A 24,210-nucleotide genomic window follows, 5' to 3' on the forward strand; every position below is an offset into this window, starting at 1 on the left:
TCAGGGGTGAATTTATGTTTAAAAGCAAAGCAAAATGGAATTTCACGGAAGAGAATTTGGAACAAACACGGTGGATGGGTGATTCAGCTGAAATTTCACCTGTAATTAAAGAATTACTAGTACAACGAGGAATTAATACATCAGACGCTGCCACCGAATTTTTGTCCCCAAATAAAGAAAATTTATTTATGCCTGATGAACTATTAGGTATGGATGTTGCAAGTGAACGCGTACATAAAGCAATTGATCAAAACGAAAAAATTCTTGTCTTTGGTGATTATGATGCTGATGGAGTTAGCTCGACAACTTTATTACTGTCTGCATTGCAAGAGCTCGGGGCAAAGTGTGATTACTATATTCCAAATCGATTTACAGAAGGTTACGGTCCAAATGAACAAGCTTTTTCCTATGCAAACGATCAAGGTTTTCAATTAGTTATTACAGTAGATTGTGGTATTGCATCCGTCCAGGAAGCTTTATTTGCGGAATCTCTTGGACTTGATTTGATTATTACTGACCACCATGAACCACAAGAACAATTACCACAAGCACTGGCTATTTTACATCCAAAATGTTCCCCAACATATCCTTTTAAGGAACTTGCAGGAGTTGGTATAGCTTTTAAATTTGCTCAATGTTTATTAGGCTATTTTCCGGAGCATTTATTAGATTTGGTTGCGATAGGGACAATTGCAGATTTAGTCCCGTTAGTAAACGAGAATAGAATTCTAGCATTTTACGGTTTACAGAAGTTATCGGTTACTAAAAGACCTGGTCTTAAAGCATTAAAAAAACAATGTAAGATTGAAGGTAATGTTTCAGAAGAAGATGTAGGTTTTCGGATAGGGCCCCGGATAAATGCAGTTGGTCGGTTGCAAGATGCTGGTTTAGCTGTTGAAATGTTGATGACACAAGATGAGGACGAGGCGGAGCATCTCGCTGAAGTAGTACATGGCTTGAATCAAGAAAGGCAGCAAATAGTAAACGAAATCGTTATAGAAGCAGAGGCTTTAGTAAGTGAAAACGGTATTCAAGGTGTTACCATTGTTGCAAAAGAAGGTTGGAATGAAGGGGTCTTAGGAATCGTCGCATCAAAACTGGTACGTAAATATGACCGCCCAGCAATTGTTCTTGCGATTAACAGTGAAAAAGGGACTGCAAAAGGGTCTGCCAGAAGTATACCGGCATTTGATTTATTCCAAAATTGTATGAAGGTTAGAGACCATTTCACTCGTTTTGGAGGACACTCCCAAGCTGCTGGAATGACATTACCAATAGACAATATTTCATTGTTGCAGCATGAGTTAAATGAAATGATCTATGCAACTCTCACGGAAGATGACTTTAAACAAGAAATAACGATAAGTAAGACATTATCAATTCAAGAAGTAAATGAGGAATTAGTTAATGAAATTAGTCAACTAGCTCCCTTTGGAATGGCAAACCCAAAGCCAACTTTTCATATAAAGCAAATACCATCAAGTATTCGTCAAATAGGTGCCATGCAAAATCATTTAAAAATACAATTTAAGCAGGAATCATTGATGATAGACGGGATTGGATTTGGACTAGGTGATAGCTTTCCTTTCATATCTGACAAAATCCCACTTTCTGTAGTTGGTGAATTAGGAATAAATGAATGGAATGGAAATAGAAAAGCACAAATCGTGATACAAGATTTACAAATAGATGAGCAGCAGCTATTTGACCATCGAGGTAAGAGACAAATAGATATAATGCCCTTCATAGAAAATGCGGATAACTATCTTGCTATTGGTAATGATGCTCAAAACCGTGTCAAGCTGCTGCCCATTAATTTTAACCAAATGAGTTACCTAACTGACAAGGAATTATTCGATCCAGTAGACACTGCTTTTCTATTTGATTTACCAGATGACCTAGCTGATCTTCGTACAATTATCCAAAAAATTAAACCTGCTAATATTCATGTTTGCTTTCATCTGGAAGATAGTCAATACTTAAAATCTTTCCCTTCTAGAGAGGATTTCAAGCAGTTTTATGCTTTAATCATAAAACGTGGGTATTTTGATATCAAGAAAGATCTTCTTGCTTTGATGAAAGGGCATGATTGGACAGAGGAAAGAATCAGGTTTATGTTAAATGTGTTTTTTGAGTTGGAATTTGTTATTATAGAGAATGGACTTGCAAAACCCAATACGAGTCCTACAAAAAAAGATTTACAGGAATCAAGGTTATATCAACAACGAATTAAACGCGGTGATATTGAAAAGAAACTTTATTATTCCAATTATGATGACTTAAAACAATGGTTTCAGCGCTTAATAGAAGATGTGGATATTCCCAAGGAGGAGCTTACCTATGGATTATAAAAATTATATAAAAATAGTAGATAACTGGCCTAAAGACGGAGTTCAGTTTAAAGATATAACACCATTAATGGATAACGGTGTTGCTTTTAAATCAGCCGTGGATGAAATTGTTGAGTTTGCAAAAGAGAAGGAAATAGACATAGTGGTGGGCCCTGAAGCACGGGGATTTATCATCGGATGCCCTGTTTCCTATGCACTTGAAATCGGTTTTGCTCCAGTTAGAAAAGAAGGTAAGCTGCCACGTGACGTGATTAAGGTTGATTACGGATTAGAATATGGTCAAAATGTTCTAACCATCCACAAAGATGCTATTAAACCAGGCCAACGTGTGTTAATTACAGATGATTTACTTGCAACTGGTGGTACCATTGAAGCTACGATTAAATTAGTAGAAGACCTTGGTGGTATTGTAGTAGGTTGTGCGTTTCTAATAGAACTTACTTATTTAGATGGCCTTAGTAAACTAGATGGTTATGATGTACTAACGCTCATGCGCTACTAAACGTAAAGTATTTTTTAGATACATTGCAATGGTCTGACGAAGCAACCATTATTCGTCAGGCCTATTATTATATAAAGGCTTGCTATCTGCAGCATAATAATAGATTATAGGTATATAGTGGTGTTACTGTTAGATTTAATGTGTATCGCTTTACATTTTTGTAAAAATTTTCGATACTTATAAGAAATAGAATTATTATACTTTAAGAATAACTATTCCCTACAATGAATTTAGGTGATTTCATGGCTAAAGAGGATATTTTAACAAGTGAAGATGTTATTGAAAAAGCTCGCACATATTTTTCGGTGGATGATGCGGCTTTTATTCGACGTGCATATGAATTTGCAGAACGTGCTCATGCAGATCAATTTCGAAAATCCGGTGAACCGTACATTATACATCCGGTTCAGGTTGCTGGTATTTTAGTTGAACTGGAGATGGATCCCGAAACAATTGCCGGTGGTTTTTTGCATGATGTTGTAGAGGATACAGATGTGACTTTAGAAGAGCTAGAGTCAAATTTCAATCATGAAGTGGCAATGCTAGTTGATGGTGTAACGAAGCTAGGCAAAATTAAGTATAAATCGAAAGAGGCATTACAAGCAGAAAATCATCGGAAAATGTTTGTTGCTATGGCGAAGGATATTCGCGTTATTTTGATTAAACTAGCAGATCGACTACACAATATGCGGACATTAAAGCATCTTCCACCAGAGAAACAGCGAAGAATTTCCAATGAGACACTTGAAATTTTTGCGCCATTAGCTCATAGATTAGGGATTTCGACCATAAAGTGGGAGCTGGAAGATACAGCACTACGCTACCTTAATCCACAACAGTATTATCGTATTGTTCAACTTATGAAACAAAAAAGAAATCAACGAGAATCTTATATTCAAGACGTGATGGATCAGGTTAATAAGCAGGTTGAAGAAGTAAATATTGATGCGGATATTTCTGGTAGACCAAAACATTTATATAGTATCTATCGAAAAATGATTCAACACAACAAACAATTCACTGAAATTTATGATTTACTGGCGGTTCGCATTATTGTGGATAGCATTAAAGACTGTTATGCAGTATTAGGTATTATTCATACATGTTGGAAGCCAATGCCAGGCAGATTCAAGGATTATATTGCAATGCCTAAACCAAATCTATACCAATCCTTGCATACTACCGTAATTGGACCTAAAGGTGATCCACTTGAAGTGCAAATACGTACGAAAGAAATGCATGAGATTTCCGAATATGGAATTGCCGCGCATTGGGCATACAAAGAAGGTCGTCAACTTAATAAAGACAAGAAATCATTCGAAGAAAAGTTGACTTGGTTTAGGGAAATATTGGACTGGCAAAACGAGACACACGATGCTGAAGAATTTATGGAATCATTAAAAGTAGATTTATTTTCAGATATGGTGTATGTGTTTACACCAAAAGGTGATGTAATCGAGTTACCTTCCGGATCTGTTCCGCTTGATTTTGCTTACCGAATTCATACAGAGATTGGCAATAAAACAATTGGTGCTAAAGTTAATGGGAAAATGGAGCCACTTGATTATGAACTGAAGAATGGTGATATTATTGATGTAATGACATCCAAGCATTCCTATGGTCCTTCACAGGATTGGATCAAAGTTACACAAACATCCCAAGCTAAGAATAAAATCAAACAGTTTTTCAAAAAGCAGCGTCGTGAAGAAAACATTGTTAAAGGAAAAGAATTAGTTGATAAAGAAATTCGTGCACTGGGAATTGAACCTAAAGAAGCATTAACACAAGAAAATTTGCAACGAATCTATGAAAAGTTTAACTTTACCAACGAAGAAGATATGTATGCAGCTGTTGGTTATCAAGGAATTACTGCTGCATTGATTTCCACCAGACTGACCGATAAGATTCGTCGATCCAAATTAAAAGAACAGGATTTAGCCCAGACCTTAGAAGAAGTAAAAACGGATGTAAAAGCGAATAAAACGCACAAACGTGATTCTGGCGTAAAAGTTGCGGGTGTTGACAACTTATTGGTACGGTTATCAAAATGTTGTAACCCAGTCCCAGGTGATGTGATTGTTGGTTATATTACTAAAGGACGTGGAGTTTCTGTACACAGATCAGATTGTCCTAATGTACAAACAGAAGATGCGAAACAACGATTTCTGCATGTTGAGTGGGAAGCACATCAACGAGATAAAAAACAATATCATGTTGACTTGGAAATATCCGGGTATGATCGTCGTGGATTGCTGAATGAGGTCCTACAGGCTGTAAATGAAACAAAAACGAATATTACGCAAGTTAATGGCCGTTCAGATAGAAATAAAATGGCTGTAATTCATATTACAATACTCATTCATGATACCAATCATTTGAAAAAAATTGTAGAACGAATTAAACAAATTAAAGAAGTTTATACGGTTACAAGAACCGTTCAGTAAAAAGAAAAGCGAAGGCGACTGTTTAGAACCAGCCGTATAAGTAAGGGGCCGAAGATTCATGGTTCTGCATTCTAGTTGTCCATTGCTTATGATGACAGCTTCTGGGAGCAGTAGCTGAGAACAAGAGTGGTGAGTAGTTTATGAGAGCAATTATCCAACGCGCAATTGATGCTAGTGTAACAATTGATGGGAAAGTGTCAGGACACATCAACAATGGTTTAGTTATGCTATTAGGTGTTACACATGATGATACGATAGAGGATGCTAAGTATATCGTGAATAAAGTAGTCAATCTACGCATTTTTGAAGATGAAAATCAAAAAATGAATTTATCACTTAAAGATGTGAATGGGGAAGTACTATCTATTTCTCAATTCACATTGTATGGTAATGTTCAAAAGGGTAGACGTCCAAGTTTTGTCCATGCTGCTAAGCCTGATTACGCAAATAAATTGTATGAAGCTACGAACCAGTTGATAAAAGAACAGGATGTTTCTGTTGAAACTGGAGAATTTGGCGAAATGATGAATGTTCAACTAACCAACGTTGGACCAGCAACATTTATTTTGGATAGTAACGATAATTAGAAAACAATCCGTTCGCATAATGCGAACGGATTGTTTTCTAATTATCGTTACTATCCTATTTATTCCCAAAATATTTGAGTAATCCATTAACCATACCTTGAACCAATTTCTTCTGATAGGCATTTGTTTGGAGTAGTTGCTCCTTGTTCTTATTCGATAAGAAGCCAAGTTCTACTAATATAGCTGGTTTGAATGTTTGTCTGATTACAAGATAGTCTCCAAATGCAACACCACGATCTTCTGCATTAGTCTCTTTAATCAATTCCTTTTGAACATAAGTTGCTAATTCCTTATTTTGTCCGTGATAATAATATGTTCCTATCCCGGTTACGTCTGGTAATGCTGGGGTACTATTATAATGAATACTAATAAACGCATCCGTATCAGCGACATTTGCATAGCTTGTCCGACTTCCTAAAGATATAAATTCATCTTTTGGTCGAGTCAGTACAACATTTGCTCCTAAAACAGTTAGTTCTTGCTTTAACTCCAATGAGGTTTGATAGGTGTAGTCCTTTTCAAAAGTGCCACTTGCGCCAATTGCTCCCACATCACGTCCACCGTGACCGGCATCAATCACGATCGTTTTATTTTCGATTGATGAAGATACTGTATCGGCCGCATCTTTTACGAATTGCTTTTTTAAAAAGCCCTTCAAATCCTTCTGTTTAACCTCATACCAACCTTCTGTTTCACCCAAAACATCAAAGGAAGTTCCCTTATCTGCAAAGCCGGTAATTCCATATTCAGTCGATGGGCCACTTCTTAGGTGTGTATTTTTATATGGTATGGTTATTTTATCAACAGTTGACTGTTTGGAAGATGCTTCTGATTCATTGGTTGAAGAAGGTTTTCCCTCACGGATTGAAATGTATTCTGTCGTTACCCACCCAGTCTTCGAATCTAATTTAATTTCTACCCAATCATTTTGTTGTTGTATGATTGGATAGGTTTCATCTGTATGTACCTCCGTAATTTCCTCAAAGTTTTGTCCAGGACCACTTCTCACATTTAAGATTTCTGTATCGATAACCGCTTCCTTTGTATTCACTGGACTGGCCATGGCAGTTAAAACCAACAGTAAGCCAAAACAAATACCGGCTATTTTCAACTTATGCAAATCAATTCCCCCTATAAGTGCGTGTTCAAAAACAGAAAAGCAAGCTAACAAAGAAATTCGTGCGTCATTTTTACCGGACTTTTTGAACAACCTCTATAAATCGAAACAAATAATATGTATCTTGTTTTATTTTAATAGAAATACTGTATTTAGGCAAAGATAGATGTATTGGAGGTTGTAATTAAATGCGAACGAATGATATGCAATGGAAGACTTCAACTAGTAAAGAACTGCAGGATATTAATTTACATCGATTTATGGAGCTACATGATCATGCTAATCATATGGAAATAGCGATGGAACTTGGAATTTCGTTAGGAGAAGTTAAACAACTAAAGAAAAAAATAAATCGCGCTTGACATTATTACAGGATGCGATTATGATTATAATCATTCTATAAAGAATCGACATTATATTTAAACATATAGTAACCCCGTTGAAGGAAAAAGTAGTTAAGTATTAGATGAGTAGAGAGAAAATGTCGTCGGCTGTAAACATTTTCACATCTGACTTAATGAAAGACATTCCTTAGGATCTTAATTGAAGTAAATGTAGATTAAGACGTTTTGCAGGCGTTAACTGTGAAGAGTGGATGCTAGATAATGCATTAACTAGGGTGGCAACGCGGGTAACTCTCGTCCCTATATATATATATATATATATATATAGGGATGGGGGTTTTTTATTGTTTTTTAATGTATAGAGGAGGACCAATCAATGAATATTAAAGCCCCACGTGGTACTGTGGACATTTTACCTGAAACAGTTAAAAAGTGGCAATATGTAGAACGTGTTATAAAAAATGTATCTGATAAGTTTCATTATAATGAAATACGTACACCGCTGTTCGAACACACGGAATTATTTCAACGAGGTGTGGGGGATTCAACAGATATCGTGCAAAAGGAAATGTATACATTTGAAGATCGTGGCGGTAGAAGCCTAACTTTACGACCAGAAGGAACAGCATCAGTTGTTCGAGCTTTTGTTGAAAATAAGTTATTTGGTTCGCCAATTCAGCCAGTGAAACTTTTTTACTTTGGCCAGATGTTTCGTTATGAACGTCCACAAAAAGGTAGAATGCGTCAATTAAATCAGTTTGGCGTGGAAGCAATGGGGAGTGCAGATCCTGCTGTAGATGCTGAAGTAATTGATTTAGCGATGACATGCTATAAAGAGCTTGGATTAAAATCATTGAAGCTAGTGATCAATAGTCTTGGTGATAGTGAAAGCCGTAATGACTATCGTGAGGCACTGGTTCAACATTTTATACCACATAAAGAAGAGTTGTGCACGGATTGTCAAAATAGATTGACTCAAAATCCATTACGAATATTGGATTGTAAAAAAGACCGTGACCATCCTGCGATGGAAACAGCGCCATCCATGTTAGACTTTTTGAATGAAAATTCAAGATCCTATTTTGAAAAAGTTAAGAGCTATTTAGATAGAATGAATATCCCGTACACAGTGGATAAAAATTTGGTTCGAGGGTTAGATTATTACAACCATACAGCATTCGAGATTATGAGTGAGGCCGATGGCTTTGGCTCCATCACTACATTGGCTGGTGGGGGCAGGTACAATGGTCTTGTAGAAGATCTGGGTGGTCCAAATACACCTGGAATTGGATTTGGGATGGGCATTGAAAGGCTTCTAATGGCACTTGAAGCAGAAAATATAGCAATACCAGTAGAAGATAAAATAGATTGTTTTATTGTTGCCTTTGGAGACGAAGCGGTGTCAGAGTCCGTTAGTCTTGTACACAAGTTACGTGAAAATGGCATTCAAGTTGATAAGGATTATCAGGATCGTAAAATGAAGGGTCAGTTTAAAGCTGCAGACCGTGTCAATGCGAGATTTGTCCTTGTGTTAGGAGATCAAGAAGTAGAAAATAAAGCAATCAATGTTAAGGACATGGAAACGGGTAATCAGACCAAGGTTGCGATTTCAGATATTGTATCGTACATGAAAACTATAATGAAGGAAGAGAGAGGTATATCATAATGGAAAAAGAAGCGCGATGTTTAGCGGGGTCATTGAGTTCAGAACATATTGACCAGGAAGTACTACTTAAAGGGTGGGTACAAAAAAGACGTGATTTAGGAGGGTTAATTTTTATTGATCTACGTGATAAATCAGGTACGGTTCAAATTGTGTTCAACCCAACTGTCTCAGAAGAAGCACTGGCAATCGCTGAGTCCGTTCGAAGTGAATATGTTGTTGAAGTGAAAGGTCATGTAGTTAAGCGTGATGATGCTACAGTTAATGAATCAATGAAAACAGGAACAATTGAGGTATTTGTCAGTAATCTTGAAATATTAAATAAGTCAAAAAACCCTCCATTTCCCATAGAAGATGAGACGGATGTTTCAGAAGATTTACGATTAAAATATCGGTACCTAGATTTGCGAAGAAGTTCATTACAAGAAAGGTTTAAATTGCGCCATCGTACGACCCAGGTTATCCGCAATTTCCTAAATCAAAATGAATTTCTTGAGATGGAGACACCTATTTTAACGAAAAGTACGCCAGAAGGGGCGCGTGATTATTTAGTTCCTAGTCGTGTACATGCAGGTGAATTCTATGCATTACCACAATCACCTCAATTGTTTAAGCAATTGATTATGGTTTCAGGTTTTGAGAAATACTATCAAATTGCAAGATGCTTCCGTGATGAGGATTTACGTGCTGACCGTCAACCAGAATTCACACAGGTTGATATTGAGACCTCATTCATGACGAGCGACGAAATAATGGGAATGACAGAAAACATGATGCAAAAAGTGATGGAGGAAGTAAAAGAGGTTGAACTTTCTTTACCATTACCTCGTATGAAATATCAAGAAGCAATGGAACGCTATGGTTCCGATAAACCAGATACTCGCTTTGAAATGGAACTTATCCATATATCTGATAGTGTGAAAGATTCTTCCTTTAAAGTGTTTCAAAGTGCAGTGAATACTGGAGGTAAAGTAGCATTGCTTAACGCCAAAAGTCAAGCATCCAATTATTCACGAAAAGATATCGATAAGCTTACGGATTTCGTTAAGGTTTATGGGTCTAAGGGACTTGCTTGGTTAAAAGTAGAGGGCAATGAATTAAAAGGCCCTATTTCTAAATTCTTATCGGAAGAAGAAGTTGAAGCAATTAGTAGTAAAGCGGATGTTGGTGATGGGGACTTACTTCTGTTTGTTGCTGATAAAACGTCTGTTGTTTATGACAGTCTTGGAGCCCTTCGTCTAAAACTGGGTAAAGAAATGAAATTAATTGATGAGAGTAAATTTAATTTCTTATGGGTTACAGACTGGCCATTACTGGAATACGATGAAGGCGCAGAGAGATATAGTGCTGCACATCATCCATTTACACTACCTATGGATGAGGATGTGGATAAATTATCAACAGATCCTGCAAATGTACGTGCAAAAGCATACGATCTAGTTTTAAATGGTTATGAGCTCGGTGGTGGATCATTGCGTATTTACAAAAAAGAACAACAGGATAAAATGTTTAAAATACTTGGATTTACCCCTGAACAGGCTCAGGAGCAATTTGGCTTTTTATTAGAAGCACTAGAATACGGTGCACCACCACACGGAGGGATTGCACTTGGATTGGATAGAATTATTATGCTGTTGGCTGGCAGTTCTAACATGCGTGATACAATCCTCTTTCCGAAGACAGCTTCTGCTTCAGACCCATTAACTGATGCACCTAGCGGGGTAACCACTAATCAACTAGATGAATTATCTATTCAGTTAAATATAAAAAATGACAAAAAACAGTAATTGTAAGAAATTTGTTATGAATGTAATGCAATTTTCACAATTATCTATATTGATAAAATATAATTACTGTGTTAAGATTATTTTACAGTAAAATAATGAAGTATTTAATCCTGATGTGTTCGTTTATAAAACGTTTTGACCGAACATTTTTATACTTGGGAGCCTGACCGTTTCTGTGTTGCGTGCAAGCCTTGAACATACTTAGCGAGGAAGCATAATAGGTATAGAACAAGGCACCCACCTGCCGAGAGCGGGATCAAAACATAGAAAATTAGACGGCACAATCGGGATTAAATGCATACATAAAAAAAGGCTGTCACATTGTGACAGTCTTTTTTAAAATCAAGGAAAGTATAAATTTTGGCGTATATCTGTCTAGCTCTAGCGCCTAGCCGGCTTGAGGCTATCCAAGGCGCTCTTTGCGCTTTTCTTAAGAGTAAAGAAAGTATAAACGAAAGTCTGTCTAGCTCCAGCGCCTAGACACTCGAGACATAAGCAGTTCGCTTCCGTGTGAGCAAAGCACCCACACTGCACCGCTCTGCTTATGCTTGTCGTGTCTTTCAAGGCGCCTGCGCTTTTCTTAATTACTTGTGCCATTTGCAACTTGCTGTAAATTTCCGTTCTTATCCATGCGGAAAGCTGGTGTTTTGATTGGACCTTGGTCGTCCAAAACAGTCATTTTACGTGCACGTTCCATAATTTGTATGAAAACTTGGTAGTCTTCTTGGATGGTACTTAATTGTTTTTCAGTAATAGATAATTTCTTTTCTAGTTCAAGTACTTGATTTTTTAAGCCCTGGTTCTCTTTTTCTATCCGTTCTAATGTAACTTTTGATTGATTTGATGTTTGATTCTCTTTTTTTACTTGTTTTAAATATCCAATCACCATTTCCATTGAAATGACTGGCTCTGTAGGTTGTATTGCAACATCCTCTACATTAGAATGTTCGTCTGTATGATCAACATGTTTGACCGTATGTTCAATTCTGTTTACTGGTTGTTTCTTAGATTGAACAGCTACTGCCACGGCTCTCTTTTTTTCTTTTCGTTGTCTTTTTGCAAGATCGATAGCATGATCATATTTATTTCTTACTTCAGCATTCCATCTGAACCCACACGCTGCAGAAGTTCGGTTTAAATGATCGCCAACTTCCTCAAATGCATTTAACTGCGTGCTTCCTTCACGTATATGTCTTAGAACAGTTTCTGCTAAAAGTAAATCATCTTCATGAGACCATGCGTCCTGTCTAACTTTAACCACAATGTTCAGCTCCTTTTACTCGGGCAACTAGATTTGTTTAGTGCACATCGTTATTTGCTAACTAGTTTTACCGTTTGCAGAAGGAAATATACCTATCTCACTTGCTATTATTTTTATCCCTTTTGATTTTTTCATATACTTGTTTCATAGCTTGTTCAAATTTCCCTGTATTCTTAGGTTTATAGTATTCTCTTTTACGTAATGTTTCGGGGAGATATTCCTGATTCACCCAGTTATGTTCGTAATTGTGAGGGTATTTATATTCGACGCCTCTACCCAAGCTTTCTGCTCCGCTGTAGTGAGAATCCTTAAGGTGAGCTGGTATATCACCACTTTTCCCACTTCGAATATCAGATAATGCAGCATCAAGTGCCTTATATGCTGTATTCGATTTTGGCGATAAACATAGTTCCACAATAACGACTGACAATGGTATGCGTGCTTCTGGAAATCCTAACCGTTCCGCGGCCTGAATTGCAGTTACAGCTCTTGGGCCTGCTTGAGGGTTAGCAACCCCGATATCTTCATACGCACAAACGATTAAACGCCTTGCTATACTATCTAAATCGCCAGCTTCAATTAATCTTCCTAAATAGTGTAATGCTGCATTGACATCACTACCGCGAATAGATTTTTGAAAAGCGGATAAAACATCATAATGCGCATCACCATCTTTATCATGTGAAAAGCTTTTCTTTTGCATACATTCTTCAGCCACACTCAGGGTGAGGTTGACTTGATTATCAGCATCCTTTGGCGTAGAAAATACAGCAAGTTCTAGCCCATTCAACGCTGATCGCATGTCGCCATTTGCCGCTTGGGAAAAGTGCTCTAATGCCTCATTCGTTAGCTTTACATCATAATTTCCCAGTCCCCTTTCGTCATCTTTAATAGCTCGATTAATTGCTTCCTTAATGTCTGAAGGTGTTAATGCATGTAGTTCAAAAAGATGACACCGACTTCGAATAGCTGGATTAATAGAATGGTATGGATTACTTGTTGTACATCCAATTAATGTGATTATATCGCTTTCTAGATATGGTAATAAGAAATCCTGTTTTGCTTTGTCTAGACGATGAACCTCATCAAGCACTAGTACAACCTGCCCAGTCATTTTAGCTTCTTCCACTACAATTTCCATATCTTTCTTTTTGTCTACAACTGCATTTAGCATTTTAACGGGTATACCTAAACTTTTCCCCAACGCTACAGCCATAGAAGTTTTGCCGGTTCCAGGTGGACCAAAAAGGATCATGGAAGCTAATCGTTCTGCCTGAATCATTCTGTTTATAATTTTGCCTTGGCCCACAACATGCTGTTGCCCAATGACTTCACTAATGTCTGTAGGTCTCATTCGATATGCTAATGGTTTTTGTTTCATGTTATCGTCCCTTTATAAAGATTATCGTATGTTTCATTTGATTAGTGATGATGATATCTGTACGATGCAACATATCCACTATTCATGCTATAATATCATGTGTCAATAACAAATTCTTGTAATACGATAACTAGAATGATTTAATTTCTATCTATAAAAAAAAGTAGTACAATACCAATAGAGGTGTAATACATGAAGATTTCTACAAAAGGACGATATGGTCTTACCATTATGATTGAACTTGCGAAACATTATGGAAAAGGACCTGTATCACTTAAATCAATAGCACGTGAAAAAGATTTATCGGAACATTATTTAGAACAGTTAGCTTCACCACTCAGAAATGCTCGTTTAGTGAAAAGTGTCCGCGGGGCATATGGCGGCTATATGTTGGCAGCTGAGCCGAAGGAAATAACTGCAGGGGACATTATTCGAGTTTTAGAGGGACCAATTACGCCTGTTGAAGGTATTGAAGAGGAAGATGCAGCTAAACAAGCTTTGTGGTTACGTATCCGTGACGCTGTAAAAGATGTATTAGATACCACAACACTAGAGGATTTACTGCATCATGATAATGATCAGTATCCAGAATCATATATGTTTTATATTTAGTAAGTGGATAGAAAAGCATGTTCAAAAAAGACACCAAATGATAAACTACGTATTTCTTCGTTGGCTTGTCTTTCCGGTCCTCATGTAGCAGTAATACAGAGGAACTTCTACTATCCGGTCTCAGGGACTCGCCGCCTTGAACTTCTTGTTTCTAATTTGGCACCTTTTTGAACACGTACTAGAAGGGAAATGTTTACCATGAATCACATTTACTTGGATCATGCTGCTACCACTCCGATGGCCAAAGAAGTGATAGACGCAATGGTACCAGTTTATTCTGAGGTGTTTGGAAACCCATCAAGTGTGCATGCGTTTGGTAGAAAAGCTCGCCACGTAATAGATCAAGCACGACAGGTATTTGCCAAGAGTATACACGCAGATGAAAAAGAAATTGTTTTAACTAGTGGAGGGACTGAGGCAGATAATCTGGCGCTTATCGGAACTGCACTAGCAAATAAACAAAAAGGGAATCACATTATCACAACCGTTCAGGAACATCATGCTGTCCTCCATGCAGCTGAACATTTAGAAGACAACGGATTTGAGGTTACGTATTTACCTGTTTACGAAGATGGTAAAATATCTGTTGTGGATTTACGGAATGCATTAACAGACAAAACTACTGTCGTTTCTATTATGACTGTTAATAATGAAACGGGAATTGTTCAACCCATACAGGAAGTTGGCGAACTCTTAAGCGAGCATCAAGCCTATTTTCACACAGATGCAGTACAAGCTTATAGTCAATTAACAATAGATGTAGAAAAAGATCACATTGACTTGTTGACAGTGAGCTCTCACAAAGTAAATGGGCCAAAGGGAATCGGATTTTTATATATAAATAAAAATGTACAAGTTAGCACATTGCAATTTGGTGGAGAACAAGAGCGTAAACGGCGTCCAGGAACAGAAAATGTCGTTAGTGTAGTAGGCTTTCAACATGCTGTTCAATTATTGATGGATCAGAAAGAGGAGCGAATAGAAACATATACAGGCTATAAAAAATTATTTTTAAAAACATTAGAACAAGCTGGAGTTAAATTCGAAATAAATGGTGAGCTATCTGATGCAATCCCTTCCATTATCAATATAAGTTTTCCGGGGACAAATGTGGAGGCATTGTTAACAAACTTTGATTTGTCCGGAATAGCAGCATCAAGTGGAAGCGCGTGTACTGCTGGCTCAATAGAGCCGTCACACGTGCTGAGCGAGATGTATGGAACGGATAATCATCGTACAACCAATTCGATTCGGTTTAGCTTTGGACTTCATAATAAAAAAGAGGAGATTGTGGAAGCAGCTGAACGAATTGCTTCTATTGTTATGCGGTTAACCTCTTTATAATAGGTGGTGAAAATAATGAAAAGTAATAAAGATATACGAGTCGTTGTAGGAATGAGTGGGGGAGTTGACTCATCCGTTGCGGCATTATTGTTAAAAGAACAAGGATATGATGTTGTAGGTATTTTTATGAAAAATTGGGATGATACAGATGAAACTGGTTTTTGTACGGCAACGGAAGACTTTGATGATGTCGTTCGAGTGTGTAATCAAATTGGTATTCCTTATTATGCGGTGAATTTTGAGAAACAATATTGGGATAAGGTGTTTACTTATTTCTTAGATGAATATAAAACTGGAAGAACGCCAAATCCAGATGTAATGTGTAACAAAGAAATTAAATTTAAAGCATTCTTAGATCATGCGATTTCACTTGGTGCTGATTATTTAGCAACTGGACATTATGCACAAGTGAGACAGCAAAACGGTGAGTATGAAATGCTTCGTGGTGTTGATGATAACAAAGATCAAACATACTTTTTAAATCAACTCTCGCAAGATGTTTTAGAAAAGGTTATGTTTCCACTAGGTCATCTACCTAAAAAAGAAGTGAGAAAAATAGCTGCTGATCATGAATTAGCAACCGCTACAAAGAAAGATAGTACGGGCATATGCTTTATTGGTGAACGTAATTTTAAAGAATTTTTAAGTGAATACTTGCCAGCACAGCCAGGTAAAATGAAAACATTACAGAATGAGGTAAAAGGGAGCCATGAAGGCCTTATGTATTACACAATTGGCCAACGTCAAGGACTAGGCATAGGCGGATCAGGCGATGCATGGTTTGTAGTTGGGAAAAACTTAAAAGATAATGTTCTATATGTGGAACAAGGATCTACTAATGAATATTTATATTCAGAAAGTTTAGTTGCAACAGATTTGAATTGGATCACAACCAAGGACCTTGGTAAAACGTTTACTTGTACCGCCAAATTCCGTTATCGTCAAAAAGATAGTAAAGTGACAGTGTCCATATTAGATGATGATACTGTTCATGTCAGTTTTCACGATAAACAACGATCAATTACCCCAGGACAAGCTGTCGTATTTTATGATGGCGAAGTTTGCTTAGGGGGAGGTACAATTGATCAAGTGATTAAAAATGATCAGCCCATTAGTTATGTAGGTTAGAATCGTAAAAGGGGATCTCAGTTCCATTAAATAAATGGATTTGGATTCTTTTATTTACATTATTGTTTAAGGAATAAGGGTTAAAGAGATTCTAAGGAAATCAGTATAAGAAATGTGTGGTGTTTTAAGTGGATAAAATGCAACAAGCAATTGAATTCATGCAAGAACAAAAATTTGAAGAGTCTGCCAAGCTATTCACTGAAATTATTGAAGAACAACCAGATGACCCAATTGGTTATATTAATTTTGGTAATTTATTGATTCATCTTCACGAGCTTTCCCGTGCACAACGTTTTTTTGAAAAAGCAATTGAGCTGGATGAGCATGCTGCAACAGCATATTATGGATTAGGTAATGTGTATTTAGAGGAGTCTGTTTATGCTAAGGCACAAGCGAATTTTCAAAAGGCAATTGAGTTAGGTTTAGAGGAAGGCGATGTATACTACATGCTTGGTATGACGTTGCAAAGCCAGGAACAAATGAAGCTAGCATTACCATATCTCTTGCGAGCGACGGAACTCGAACCAAAGGACGGGGAAATTGCTTTTCAATATGCCATATCGTTGGCTCAGAGTGATCACTTAAAAGAGGCAAAAGATGCATTCGAGCACGTCTTAACATTGGACAGTGAACATAGTGATGCACATTACAATCTAGGAGTTATTGCCTTATATAATGAGCAAATAGATATTGCTATGACACATTTTGATACAGCATTGACTATTCAACCGGGTCATGAACTTGCGTCTAATGGTAAAGAGCAAATACAAATATTACTTGACCAAAACAAAAAGTAAGATAGTGAGGTTGTTTTGATGGAACATACCACGCAATCGAGAGAACTTGATGTACAAAAATATATTAAAGGAGAGCTTCTGTACACCATTTTTCATAATGCTACAGAGCATTTTTCGATTGCAAAAATAAAAGTGCTTGATACGAATGAAGAGATACAGGATAAAGAAATTGTTGTAAAGGGCCATTTTTCTAATCTTCAGGAAGCAAAAAATTATATCTTTTATGGTCAAATGGAACGACACACTAAATTTGGCCTTCAGTATCAGGTTACTTCTTATGAATCAGATATACCAGATACAACAGATGGATTAATCGCTTATTTGTCGAGTGATTTATTTTACGGAATTGGTAAAAAAACAGCTGCTAAAATAATTGAGCATTTAGGTGAAAATGCAATATCGCAAATACTGACAAATCCAGATGTGCTAAAAAGTGTTCAAGGATTGAAACCTGATAAAGCCGAGCACTTAGTAAAAACATTACAAGAAAATGAAGGCTTTGAGCATGTAGTTGTATACTTAGCGAAGTTTGGGATTGGCTTGAAGATTGCTCAGAAAATATATCAAGTTTATAAGGATGAATCGATTGAAGTGCTTCAGAAGGATCCCTATCAATATGTATTTGATGTTGAAGGATTTGGATTTCAAAAAGCGGATGAAATTGCCGGACTAAATGGACTATCACTGACTCACCCGAACCGAATAGGTGCAGGGTGTATCTTTGTCATGCAAAAAAGTGTACAGGAAGGCAATGTATACTTGCCAGTAGAAGAATGTATTACAAATGTTATTCTATTACTGGGGAAAATGGGTGGTGAACTGGATGAGGAAACGGTTAAAAGTCGATTGGAATCGTTAAACACAGATAAAACGATGATCATCCAGAATGGAAACGTTTATTTACCTTCTTTATATTATGCTGAAGACGGATTTGCTTCGCACGTGAAACGGTTAATTACCAAGCCTATCGAACACGAGACAACATTGGCAGAAATGATGAAAATTATTGGCGATATTGAAGAAACTGAAACGTTAAGCTACGGAAAAGAACAATTCAATGCTATTAATCAATCATTACACGCTAAATTAATGATTGTAACCGGTGGACCTGGTACAGGGAAAACTACCGTTATTAAAGGAATAGTAGATGCATATGCGGCAATCCACAATGTTTCTATTGACCCAAAGGATTATGAGAAAAAATCCGATTATCCATTCGTTTTGACTGCACCAACTGGTCGGGCAGCTAAACGATTAAATGAATCGACCGGACTACCAGCAGTTACTATTCATCGACTACTCGGTTGGGATGGAAATAGTGGGTTTGATAAAGATCAAAACGAGCCATTGTCAGGCAAGTTTCTAATTGTTGACGAGTTTTCTATGGTAGATATTTGGCTTGCCAATAGTTTGTTTAAAGCAATTCCAGATGATATGCAAGTCCTACTAGTTGGTGATGAGGACCAACTTCCTTCCGTCGGGCCTGGCCAGGTGCTCACTGACTTATTAGCAAGTCAATCAATTCCCTTAGTTAGTCTTAACGAAGTGTATAGACAAAAAGAAGGATCCAAGATTATTCAATTAGCTCATACCATTAAAAATAACGCATGTACAAATGAGACTCTTCAAAACGATAAGGATTTTAGCTTTCTTAAGTGTAATGAATTTCATATGATTGATGTGATTACCAAAGTATTTTCCCATGCAGAAAAGAAGGGTATTGATCTGAAAGATATACAGGTTTTAGCGCCAATGTATCGCTCACAAGCAGGAATAACAATTATTAATAAAACACTGCAAACATTAGTAAATCCTAAAACGAAAACCAAACGTGAGGTAAAGATATACGATACTATATTCCGAGTTGGGGATAAAGTGCTCCAATTAGTGAATAAACCTGAAGAAGGTGTCTCAAACGGTGATATTGGAGAAATTGTAGCGATCTTTTTCGAGGATGAAAATAAGGAAAATGTAGAACAGATTGTTGTGACGTATGAAGGTAAAGAAGTTGTGTATGAACGAAAGGATTATACAAACATCACACATGCTTATTGTGTTTCCATTCATAAATCACAAGGAAGTGAGTTTCCAATTGTCTTGTTGCCTGTAGTATCAACCTACCACCGGATGCTACGTAAAAATTTATTATATACAGCTATAACGAGAAGTAAGCAATCCTTAATTATCTGTGGAGAAACACAAGCATTTTTACAAGGTGTAAATACAATGGATACAAACAAACGGTATACTAGTCTAGTAAACCAATTGCATGAACGATTACCAAACAAAATAGAAAAAGTAACGGAAGACATTACTGAAGGAGAGATTAGTCCTTACGATTTTATGTAAAATATGTATATTTCAGATTTATTTGGGCAAGCATAACCTAATAATGTATAGCTATTTAAAAGGAGTTATGTAGGTTATGGAATGCCCAAATTGCAATCGAAAAGATCTAGGGAAAATAGGCTCTCAGCAATATTACTGTTGGAACTGCTTTATTGAAATAACGGTAGTAAATGAGGAAGTGAAAATTCATCAAATTGAGTCAGATGGATCGCTCAGTTCATTAAATGATTTATTTACGGATGAAGAACGAAAAGTACAGTGGTGAGGTTCAGTTTTAATTCGTAACTTATCTTTAAAACTAAGGAGCGCCATTCATGTTTAAAGAAAAAAATCCCTTACATATTTTATATTGGCTAATAATAGGTATTTTGATATTCTTATTAGTTTATCTTTTTGTAAAACTGTTCCCTTTTTATGGAACTGTTTTTTCCTTTTTGTGGAGTGTTTTTCTCCCTTTCTTCTTTTCCCTATTTATTGCATATTTGCTCTATCCAGTTGTGCAAAAGATTCACTCGTTTAACATTCCAAGAGGATTAGCAATCCTAATAATTTACGTGTTATTCTTCGGAGGGATAATCTTTGCAATTAATCGTATTTATCCACTTTTTCTTCGTCAATTAACAGAGTTAAGCGATCAATTGCCGCAATTTATTTCAACCTATAAAGAATGGATTTATCACATTTATGAGTCAACAGCCTTTTTACCTGAAACAGTTCATGATAAGATGGACACCTTATTTCAGCAGATAGAGGCGAGAATGGGAAATTTAGTCTCGAAAATTATAAACTCTATTACAAAAATATTTGATATTATTGTTGTAGTTACAGTGATACCAGTACTCGTTTTTTACTTTTTAAAAGATACGAAGCGGATTAAAAAGTGGTTAAAAAAATGGATTCCATCAAAATATCATCACCGAGCACATGAAATATTATATTCAATTGATAAAAGCCTGGGAAATTATATACGTGGGCAATTGCTTGTAAGTCTCTTTGTGAGTATTGCGACGTTTACAAGCTATTATTTTCTAGATCTCAAATATGCTTTGGTGTTGGCAATTATTATGGGATTTACTAACTTTATTCCTTACTTTGGCCCAATTATCGGCGCATTACCAGCACTTGCAATCGCGTTAACTGTGTCGACTAAGCTTGCCATCTTTGTATTGTTAACTGTTTTTGTTATTCAACTAATTGAAAGCAATTTACTCTCCCCTTACATTGTTGGGAAAAGCATACATATCCATCCAATAGCTATTATTTTTGCACTTCTCGTTGGTGGACAAGTTGGTGGTGTGATAGGTTTGTTACTAGCAGTTCCATTACTAACGATTATCAATGAAATTGTAAAGCAAGTTCGAGGCGCTGAAACTAGACAACTTACCACGAAAAATACTTCTGATTGACATATAAATGGATATTATTTATACTTAATTAAATTAAAATATTCTAAGGATATAAGTATAAGAAGAGCTCCTCCATTCGCTGTTAAGACAAGGCAATGACGAGTTTTTCTAATATAATCTTATTTTTAGTTATATAACAAAATGTTGAAGGTTCTAAGTACATGGTGCTCTATTTATAAGAGAGGGATTTTCATTTGGCTGAGAGAAATCCTACCTGACAGAGTCATGGAAAGCTAGACTGGAGTATGGTTAATACCCATCGGTTTCAAACCGTTACCATGATTAAGTGATGAACAATTGATTGGTGTTGTTCATAATTAGGGTGGTACCGCGATAAAATCTCGTCCCTGCAAATTTGCAGAGATGAGATTTTTTTATTTGAAAATAGGTACCAATAACCCATGTAGCTGGGTCTAATTTAAAAGCATATTTAGGAGGACAAAAGTTATGAAACAATTATCATCTGCTGACGTAAGACAAATGTTTATCGACTTCTTTAAAGAAAAAGGACATCGTGTGGAGCCAAGTGCGTCACTAGTTCCAAATGAGGATCCAACATTGTTATGGATTAATAGTGGTGTTGCTACATTGAAAAAATACTTTGATGGGCGCGTAATACCGGAAAATCCACGACTAGTAAATGCACAAAAGTCAATTCGAACAAACGATATTGAAAATGTTGGTTTTACGGCACGTCACCATACATTCTTTGAAATGCTTGGAAACTTTTCAATTGGTGATTACTTTAAAAAAGAAGCAATTGAATGGGGTTGGGAATTCTTAACGAGTGATAAATGGATAGGATTTGATCCGGAGCTTTTAGCGGTAACCGTCCATCCAGAAGACGATGAAGCATTTGATATCTGGTTAAAGGATATTCAGATACCAGAAGAACGAATTATACGTTTAGAAGAAAACTTTTGGGATATTGGAGAGGGACCAAGTGGGCCGAATACAGAAATTTTCTATGACCGGGGTGCGAAATATGGCAATGATCCAAATGACCCGGAGTTGTATCCAGGCGGCGAAAATGACCGATATCTCGAAATATGGAATTTAGTATTTTCACAGTTTAATCACAATCCGGATGACACATACACACCATTACCAAAGAAAAATATTGATACAGGTATGGGTCTGGAACGTATGGTCTGTGCTATTCAGGATACCCCTACAAACTTTGAAACAGATTTATTTATGCCAATCATTAAAGAAATTGAAGTATTTGCAAATGTATCGTATGGTTCAAAAAGTGAAAGTGATACTGCTTTTAAGGTAATTGCCGATCACATTCGCACTGTCACGTTTGCTATTGGGGATAATGCAATTCCTTCAAACGAAGGACGCGGCTATGTTTTACGTAGACTATTACGTCGCGCAGTTCGTTTTGCAAAACAAATTGGTATTGAAAAGCCATTCATGTATAAGTTAGTTTCAATTGTGGGCGCCATCATGAAAGATTTCTATCCAGAAGTTTTAAATCAACAGAAACACATTGAAAGAATTGTGAAATTAGAAGAAGAACGTTTTCATGAAACATTGCATGATGGATTAGAGATGCTTCATCATATTATGAAAGAAGAGAAAGAAAAAGGGAGTAAAGTCTTTCCAGGTAAAGAAGTTTTCCGCTTATATGATACCTATGGTTTTCCTAAGGAATTAACAGAGGAATATATAGAAGAAGAGGGCTTTTCCATTGATGAGCAGGCTTTCGAAAAAGAAATGCAGGATCAACGTGATCGTGCTCGAAGTGCACGACAAAAGGTGGATTCCATGCATGTCCAAGATGAGGTCTTAAGCAAGGTCGATCACGCAAGTGACTTTGTAGGCTATAACCAGCTAGAAACACAAACCAGCATTTCGCAACTAATTATAGGAGAAGAATTTACTGATTCTTTGCAGGCTTTGGATGAGGCTTTTGTGTTTTTAAAAGAAACTCCATTCTATGCAGAGAGTGGTGGACAGGTTGCAGATAAAGGGTGGATTTATACTGAAAGTGCTTCTATGTATGTAAAAGATGTTCAAAAGGCACCTAAGGGACAACATATTCATCGTGTTGTAGTGAAAGAGGGAAGCTTCAAGTTTGGAGAGCATGTATCAGCATCTGTAGATCGTAATTTCCGCAATGCTGTTATTAAAAATCACACGGCTACACACTTGCTACATCAGGCATTAAAGGATGTACTGGGTAATCATGTTAAACAAGCAGGATCACTAGTGACACCTGATAGACTACGCTTTGACTTTTCCCATTTTGGTTCTATTTCGGGTGAAGAAATAAAGCAAATCGAAACAAAAGTAAATGAAAAAATCTGGTTGTCGCTACCACTTATGATTGAAAGTAAAAAAATTGCAGAAGCAAAAGAAATGGGTGCAATGGCATTATTCGGTGAAAAATACGGAGATGTTGTTCGTGTTGTTCAAGTTAGCGATTATAGTATAGAGCTTTGTGGTGGATGTCATGTAGGTAATACGGCTGAAATTGGATTGTTTAAAATCATGAATGAAACCGGAATTGGTGCAGGAACACGTCGTATTGAAGCAGTTTCTAGTAAACATGCCTACCATTTTATCAATGAAAAAATGGATATACTAAAAACGACAGGACATTTATTAAAAACGAATCAAGAAAAAGTACCTGAAAAAATTGAGGGATTGTTTAAGGACGTAAAGGTATTGCATAAAGAAAACGAATCTTTACGTGCAAAACTATCCAATCTTGAAGCATCATCAATCCTAGAGCAAGTGAAGATCGTTAATTCTGTTCCTTTATTAGCAGAAAAAGTGAATGTGAAAGATATGAATCAATTGCGTGGAATGGTAGACGATATAAAACAGAAGCTTGGGACTGGTATGATCCTATTAGCTACGGACAACGATGGTAAAGTCCAATTAGCTTCAGGTGTATCAAAAGATTTAATTGAAAAAGGTCTACATGCAGGCAATCTAATTAAAGGAGCTGCACAGCTTTGTGGTGGAGGCGGTGGTGGACGTCCAGATATGGCCCAAGCAGGTGGAAAGGATCCAAGTAAAATCAATGATGCTTTAACTTATGCTACTACCTATATAAAAGAAACGTTGAAAAACTAGCTACTACGTATTTATGGTAGTAAAAAATGATATAATAATAATTACAA

18 protein-coding genes, 1 other RNA gene and 2 other annotated features are annotated in these 24,210 nt (G+C 36.7%); of the genes, 16 read left to right on the forward strand and 3 right to left on the reverse strand.

Annotation, left to right across the window (positions count from 1 at the left end):
* Positions 1-14: 14 nt before the first annotated feature.
* The 4 genes from recJ (at position 15) to dtd (ending at position 5,884) form a co-directional block, all read left to right on the forward strand.
* A complete protein-coding gene (gene recJ / locus AC3G7N_RS06355) occupies positions 15-2,351 on the forward strand; it encodes a single-stranded-DNA-specific exonuclease RecJ (protein WP_489421313.1) in 2,337 nt (778 codons plus the stop codon).
* A complete protein-coding gene (locus tag AC3G7N_RS06360; protein WP_489421314.1) occupies positions 2,341-2,853 on the forward strand; it encodes an adenine phosphoribosyltransferase in 513 nt (170 codons plus the stop codon). The genes recJ and AC3G7N_RS06360 overlap by 11 nt, the downstream gene beginning before the upstream one ends.
* A gap of 242 nt (positions 2,854-3,095) precedes the next feature.
* Positions 3,096-5,297, forward strand: a complete 2,202-nt coding sequence (locus AC3G7N_RS06365) for a RelA/SpoT family protein (protein ID WP_489421486.1) — start codon at positions 3,096-3,098, stop codon at positions 5,295-5,297.
* Between the two features lie 140 nt (positions 5,298-5,437).
* Positions 5,438-5,884, forward strand: a complete 447-nt coding sequence (dtd, locus tag AC3G7N_RS06370) for a D-aminoacyl-tRNA deacylase (RefSeq protein WP_489421315.1) — start codon at positions 5,438-5,440, stop codon at positions 5,882-5,884.
* Between the two features lie 55 nt (positions 5,885-5,939).
* On the opposite strand, the gene AC3G7N_RS06375 is transcribed toward dtd, so the two are convergent.
* On the reverse strand, positions 5,940-7,004 hold the full coding sequence (locus AC3G7N_RS06375; RefSeq protein WP_489421316.1) for an N-acetylmuramoyl-L-alanine amidase family protein: 1,065 nt from the start codon (positions 7,002-7,004) through the stop codon (positions 5,940-5,942).
* 185 nt (positions 7,005-7,189) lie between these two features.
* Between AC3G7N_RS06375 and AC3G7N_RS06380 the strand changes: the two genes are divergently transcribed.
* From AC3G7N_RS06380 to ssrS, 4 genes are all read left to right on the forward strand, one after another.
* Positions 7,190-7,363, forward strand: coding sequence for a hypothetical protein (locus AC3G7N_RS06380; RefSeq protein WP_489421317.1), 174 nt, complete (start codon positions 7,190-7,192; stop codon positions 7,361-7,363).
* Positions 7,364-7,431: 68 nt separating this feature from the next.
* Positions 7,432-7,650, forward strand: a binding site (T-box leader).
* A 71-nt stretch (positions 7,651-7,721) separates the two neighbouring features.
* Positions 7,722-9,011: a histidine--tRNA ligase gene (gene hisS / locus AC3G7N_RS06385; RefSeq protein ID WP_489421318.1), complete on the forward strand. Its 1,290-nt coding sequence runs from the start codon at positions 7,722-7,724 to the stop codon at positions 9,009-9,011.
* A complete protein-coding gene (aspS, locus tag AC3G7N_RS06390) occupies positions 9,011-10,795 on the forward strand; it encodes an aspartate--tRNA ligase (protein ID WP_489421319.1) in 1,785 nt (594 codons plus the stop codon). The genes hisS and aspS overlap by 1 nt, the downstream gene beginning before the upstream one ends.
* A gap of 104 nt (positions 10,796-10,899) precedes the next feature.
* Positions 10,900-11,090: non-coding RNA, 6S RNA (ssrS, locus tag AC3G7N_RS06395), on the forward strand.
* 285 nt (positions 11,091-11,375) lie between these two features.
* Here ssrS and AC3G7N_RS06400 read toward each other — a convergent pair.
* Positions 11,376-12,056: an RsfA family transcriptional regulator gene (locus AC3G7N_RS06400; RefSeq protein ID WP_489421320.1), complete on the reverse strand. Its 681-nt coding sequence runs from the start codon at positions 12,054-12,056 to the stop codon at positions 11,376-11,378.
* A gap of 97 nt (positions 12,057-12,153) precedes the next feature.
* A complete protein-coding gene (locus AC3G7N_RS06405) occupies positions 12,154-13,437 on the reverse strand; it encodes a replication-associated recombination protein A (RefSeq protein ID WP_489421321.1) in 1,284 nt (427 codons plus the stop codon).
* 192 nt (positions 13,438-13,629) lie between these two features.
* Between AC3G7N_RS06405 and cymR the strand changes: the two genes are divergently transcribed.
* The 8 genes from cymR (at position 13,630) to alaS (ending at position 24,163) form a co-directional block, all read left to right on the forward strand.
* Complete coding sequence (gene cymR, locus AC3G7N_RS06410; protein WP_489421322.1) at positions 13,630-14,049, forward strand: cysteine metabolism transcriptional regulator CymR; 420 nt, start codon at positions 13,630-13,632, stop codon at positions 14,047-14,049.
* Between the two features lie 198 nt (positions 14,050-14,247).
* The gene (locus tag AC3G7N_RS06415; protein ID WP_489421323.1) at positions 14,248-15,393 is read left to right on the forward strand and encodes a cysteine desulfurase family protein; all 1,146 of its coding nucleotides are present in this window, start codon (positions 14,248-14,250) and stop codon (positions 15,391-15,393) included.
* A gap of 15 nt (positions 15,394-15,408) precedes the next feature.
* Positions 15,409-16,521, forward strand: coding sequence for a tRNA 2-thiouridine(34) synthase MnmA (mnmA, locus tag AC3G7N_RS06420; RefSeq protein WP_489421324.1), 1,113 nt, complete (start codon positions 15,409-15,411; stop codon positions 16,519-16,521).
* A 137-nt stretch (positions 16,522-16,658) separates the two neighbouring features.
* Positions 16,659-17,318, forward strand: coding sequence for a tetratricopeptide repeat protein (locus tag AC3G7N_RS06425; protein WP_489421487.1), 660 nt, complete (start codon positions 16,659-16,661; stop codon positions 17,316-17,318).
* A gap of 18 nt (positions 17,319-17,336) precedes the next feature.
* The gene (gene recD2 / locus AC3G7N_RS06430; RefSeq protein WP_489421325.1) at positions 17,337-19,667 is read left to right on the forward strand and encodes an SF1B family DNA helicase RecD2; all 2,331 of its coding nucleotides are present in this window, start codon (positions 17,337-17,339) and stop codon (positions 19,665-19,667) included.
* 76 nt (positions 19,668-19,743) lie between these two features.
* On the forward strand, positions 19,744-19,932 hold the full coding sequence (locus AC3G7N_RS06435) for a YrzR-like zinc ribbon domain (protein ID WP_489421326.1): 189 nt from the start codon (positions 19,744-19,746) through the stop codon (positions 19,930-19,932).
* Positions 19,933-19,981: 49 nt separating this feature from the next.
* Entirely contained in the window at positions 19,982-21,073 is a 1,092-nt protein-coding gene (locus AC3G7N_RS06440; RefSeq protein WP_489421327.1) for an AI-2E family transporter, read from the forward strand.
* Positions 21,074-21,208: 135 nt separating this feature from the next.
* Positions 21,209-21,425 (forward strand) — a binding site (T-box leader).
* A 95-nt stretch (positions 21,426-21,520) separates the two neighbouring features.
* Positions 21,521-24,163 carry an alanine--tRNA ligase gene (gene alaS, locus AC3G7N_RS06445; protein WP_489421328.1) on the forward strand — a complete coding sequence of 881 codons (2,643 nt, stop codon included), beginning with the start codon at positions 21,521-21,523 and terminating at the stop codon, positions 24,161-24,163.
* Positions 24,164-24,210 lie beyond the last annotated feature (47 nt).

The organism is Virgibacillus carmonensis (assembly GCF_057836705.1).

Coding starts and splice junctions, on each gene's coding strand:
- aspS (WP_489421319.1), top strand. CDS start 9,011: ATGGAAAAAGAAGCGCGATGTTTAGCGGGGTCATTGAGTTCAGAACAT.
- AC3G7N_RS06365 (WP_489421486.1), top strand. CDS start 3,096: ATGGCTAAAGAGGATATTTTAACAAGTGAAGATGTTATTGAAAAAGCT.
- cymR (WP_489421322.1), top strand. CDS start 13,630: ATGAAGATTTCTACAAAAGGACGATATGGTCTTACCATTATGATTGAA.
- AC3G7N_RS06360 (WP_489421314.1), top strand. CDS start 2,341: ATGGATTATAAAAATTATATAAAAATAGTAGATAACTGGCCTAAAGAC.
- AC3G7N_RS06405 (WP_489421321.1), bottom strand. CDS start 13,437: ATGAAACAAAAACCATTAGCATATCGAATGAGACCTACAGACATTAGT.
- recJ (WP_489421313.1), top strand. CDS start 15: ATGTTTAAAAGCAAAGCAAAATGGAATTTCACGGAAGAGAATTTGGAA.
- AC3G7N_RS06425 (WP_489421487.1), top strand. CDS start 16,659: ATGCAACAAGCAATTGAATTCATGCAAGAACAAAAATTTGAAGAGTCT.
- alaS (WP_489421328.1), top strand. CDS start 21,521: ATGAAACAATTATCATCTGCTGACGTAAGACAAATGTTTATCGACTTC.
- AC3G7N_RS06380 (WP_489421317.1), top strand. CDS start 7,190: ATGCGAACGAATGATATGCAATGGAAGACTTCAACTAGTAAAGAACTG.
- AC3G7N_RS06435 (WP_489421326.1), top strand. CDS start 19,744: ATGGAATGCCCAAATTGCAATCGAAAAGATCTAGGGAAAATAGGCTCT.
- hisS (WP_489421318.1), top strand. CDS start 7,722: ATGAATATTAAAGCCCCACGTGGTACTGTGGACATTTTACCTGAAACA.
- AC3G7N_RS06415 (WP_489421323.1), top strand. CDS start 14,248: ATGAATCACATTTACTTGGATCATGCTGCTACCACTCCGATGGCCAAA.
- AC3G7N_RS06440 (WP_489421327.1), top strand. CDS start 19,982: ATGTTTAAAGAAAAAAATCCCTTACATATTTTATATTGGCTAATAATA.
- recD2 (WP_489421325.1), top strand. CDS start 17,337: ATGGAACATACCACGCAATCGAGAGAACTTGATGTACAAAAATATATT.
- dtd (WP_489421315.1), top strand. CDS start 5,438: ATGAGAGCAATTATCCAACGCGCAATTGATGCTAGTGTAACAATTGAT.
- mnmA (WP_489421324.1), top strand. CDS start 15,409: ATGAAAAGTAATAAAGATATACGAGTCGTTGTAGGAATGAGTGGGGGA.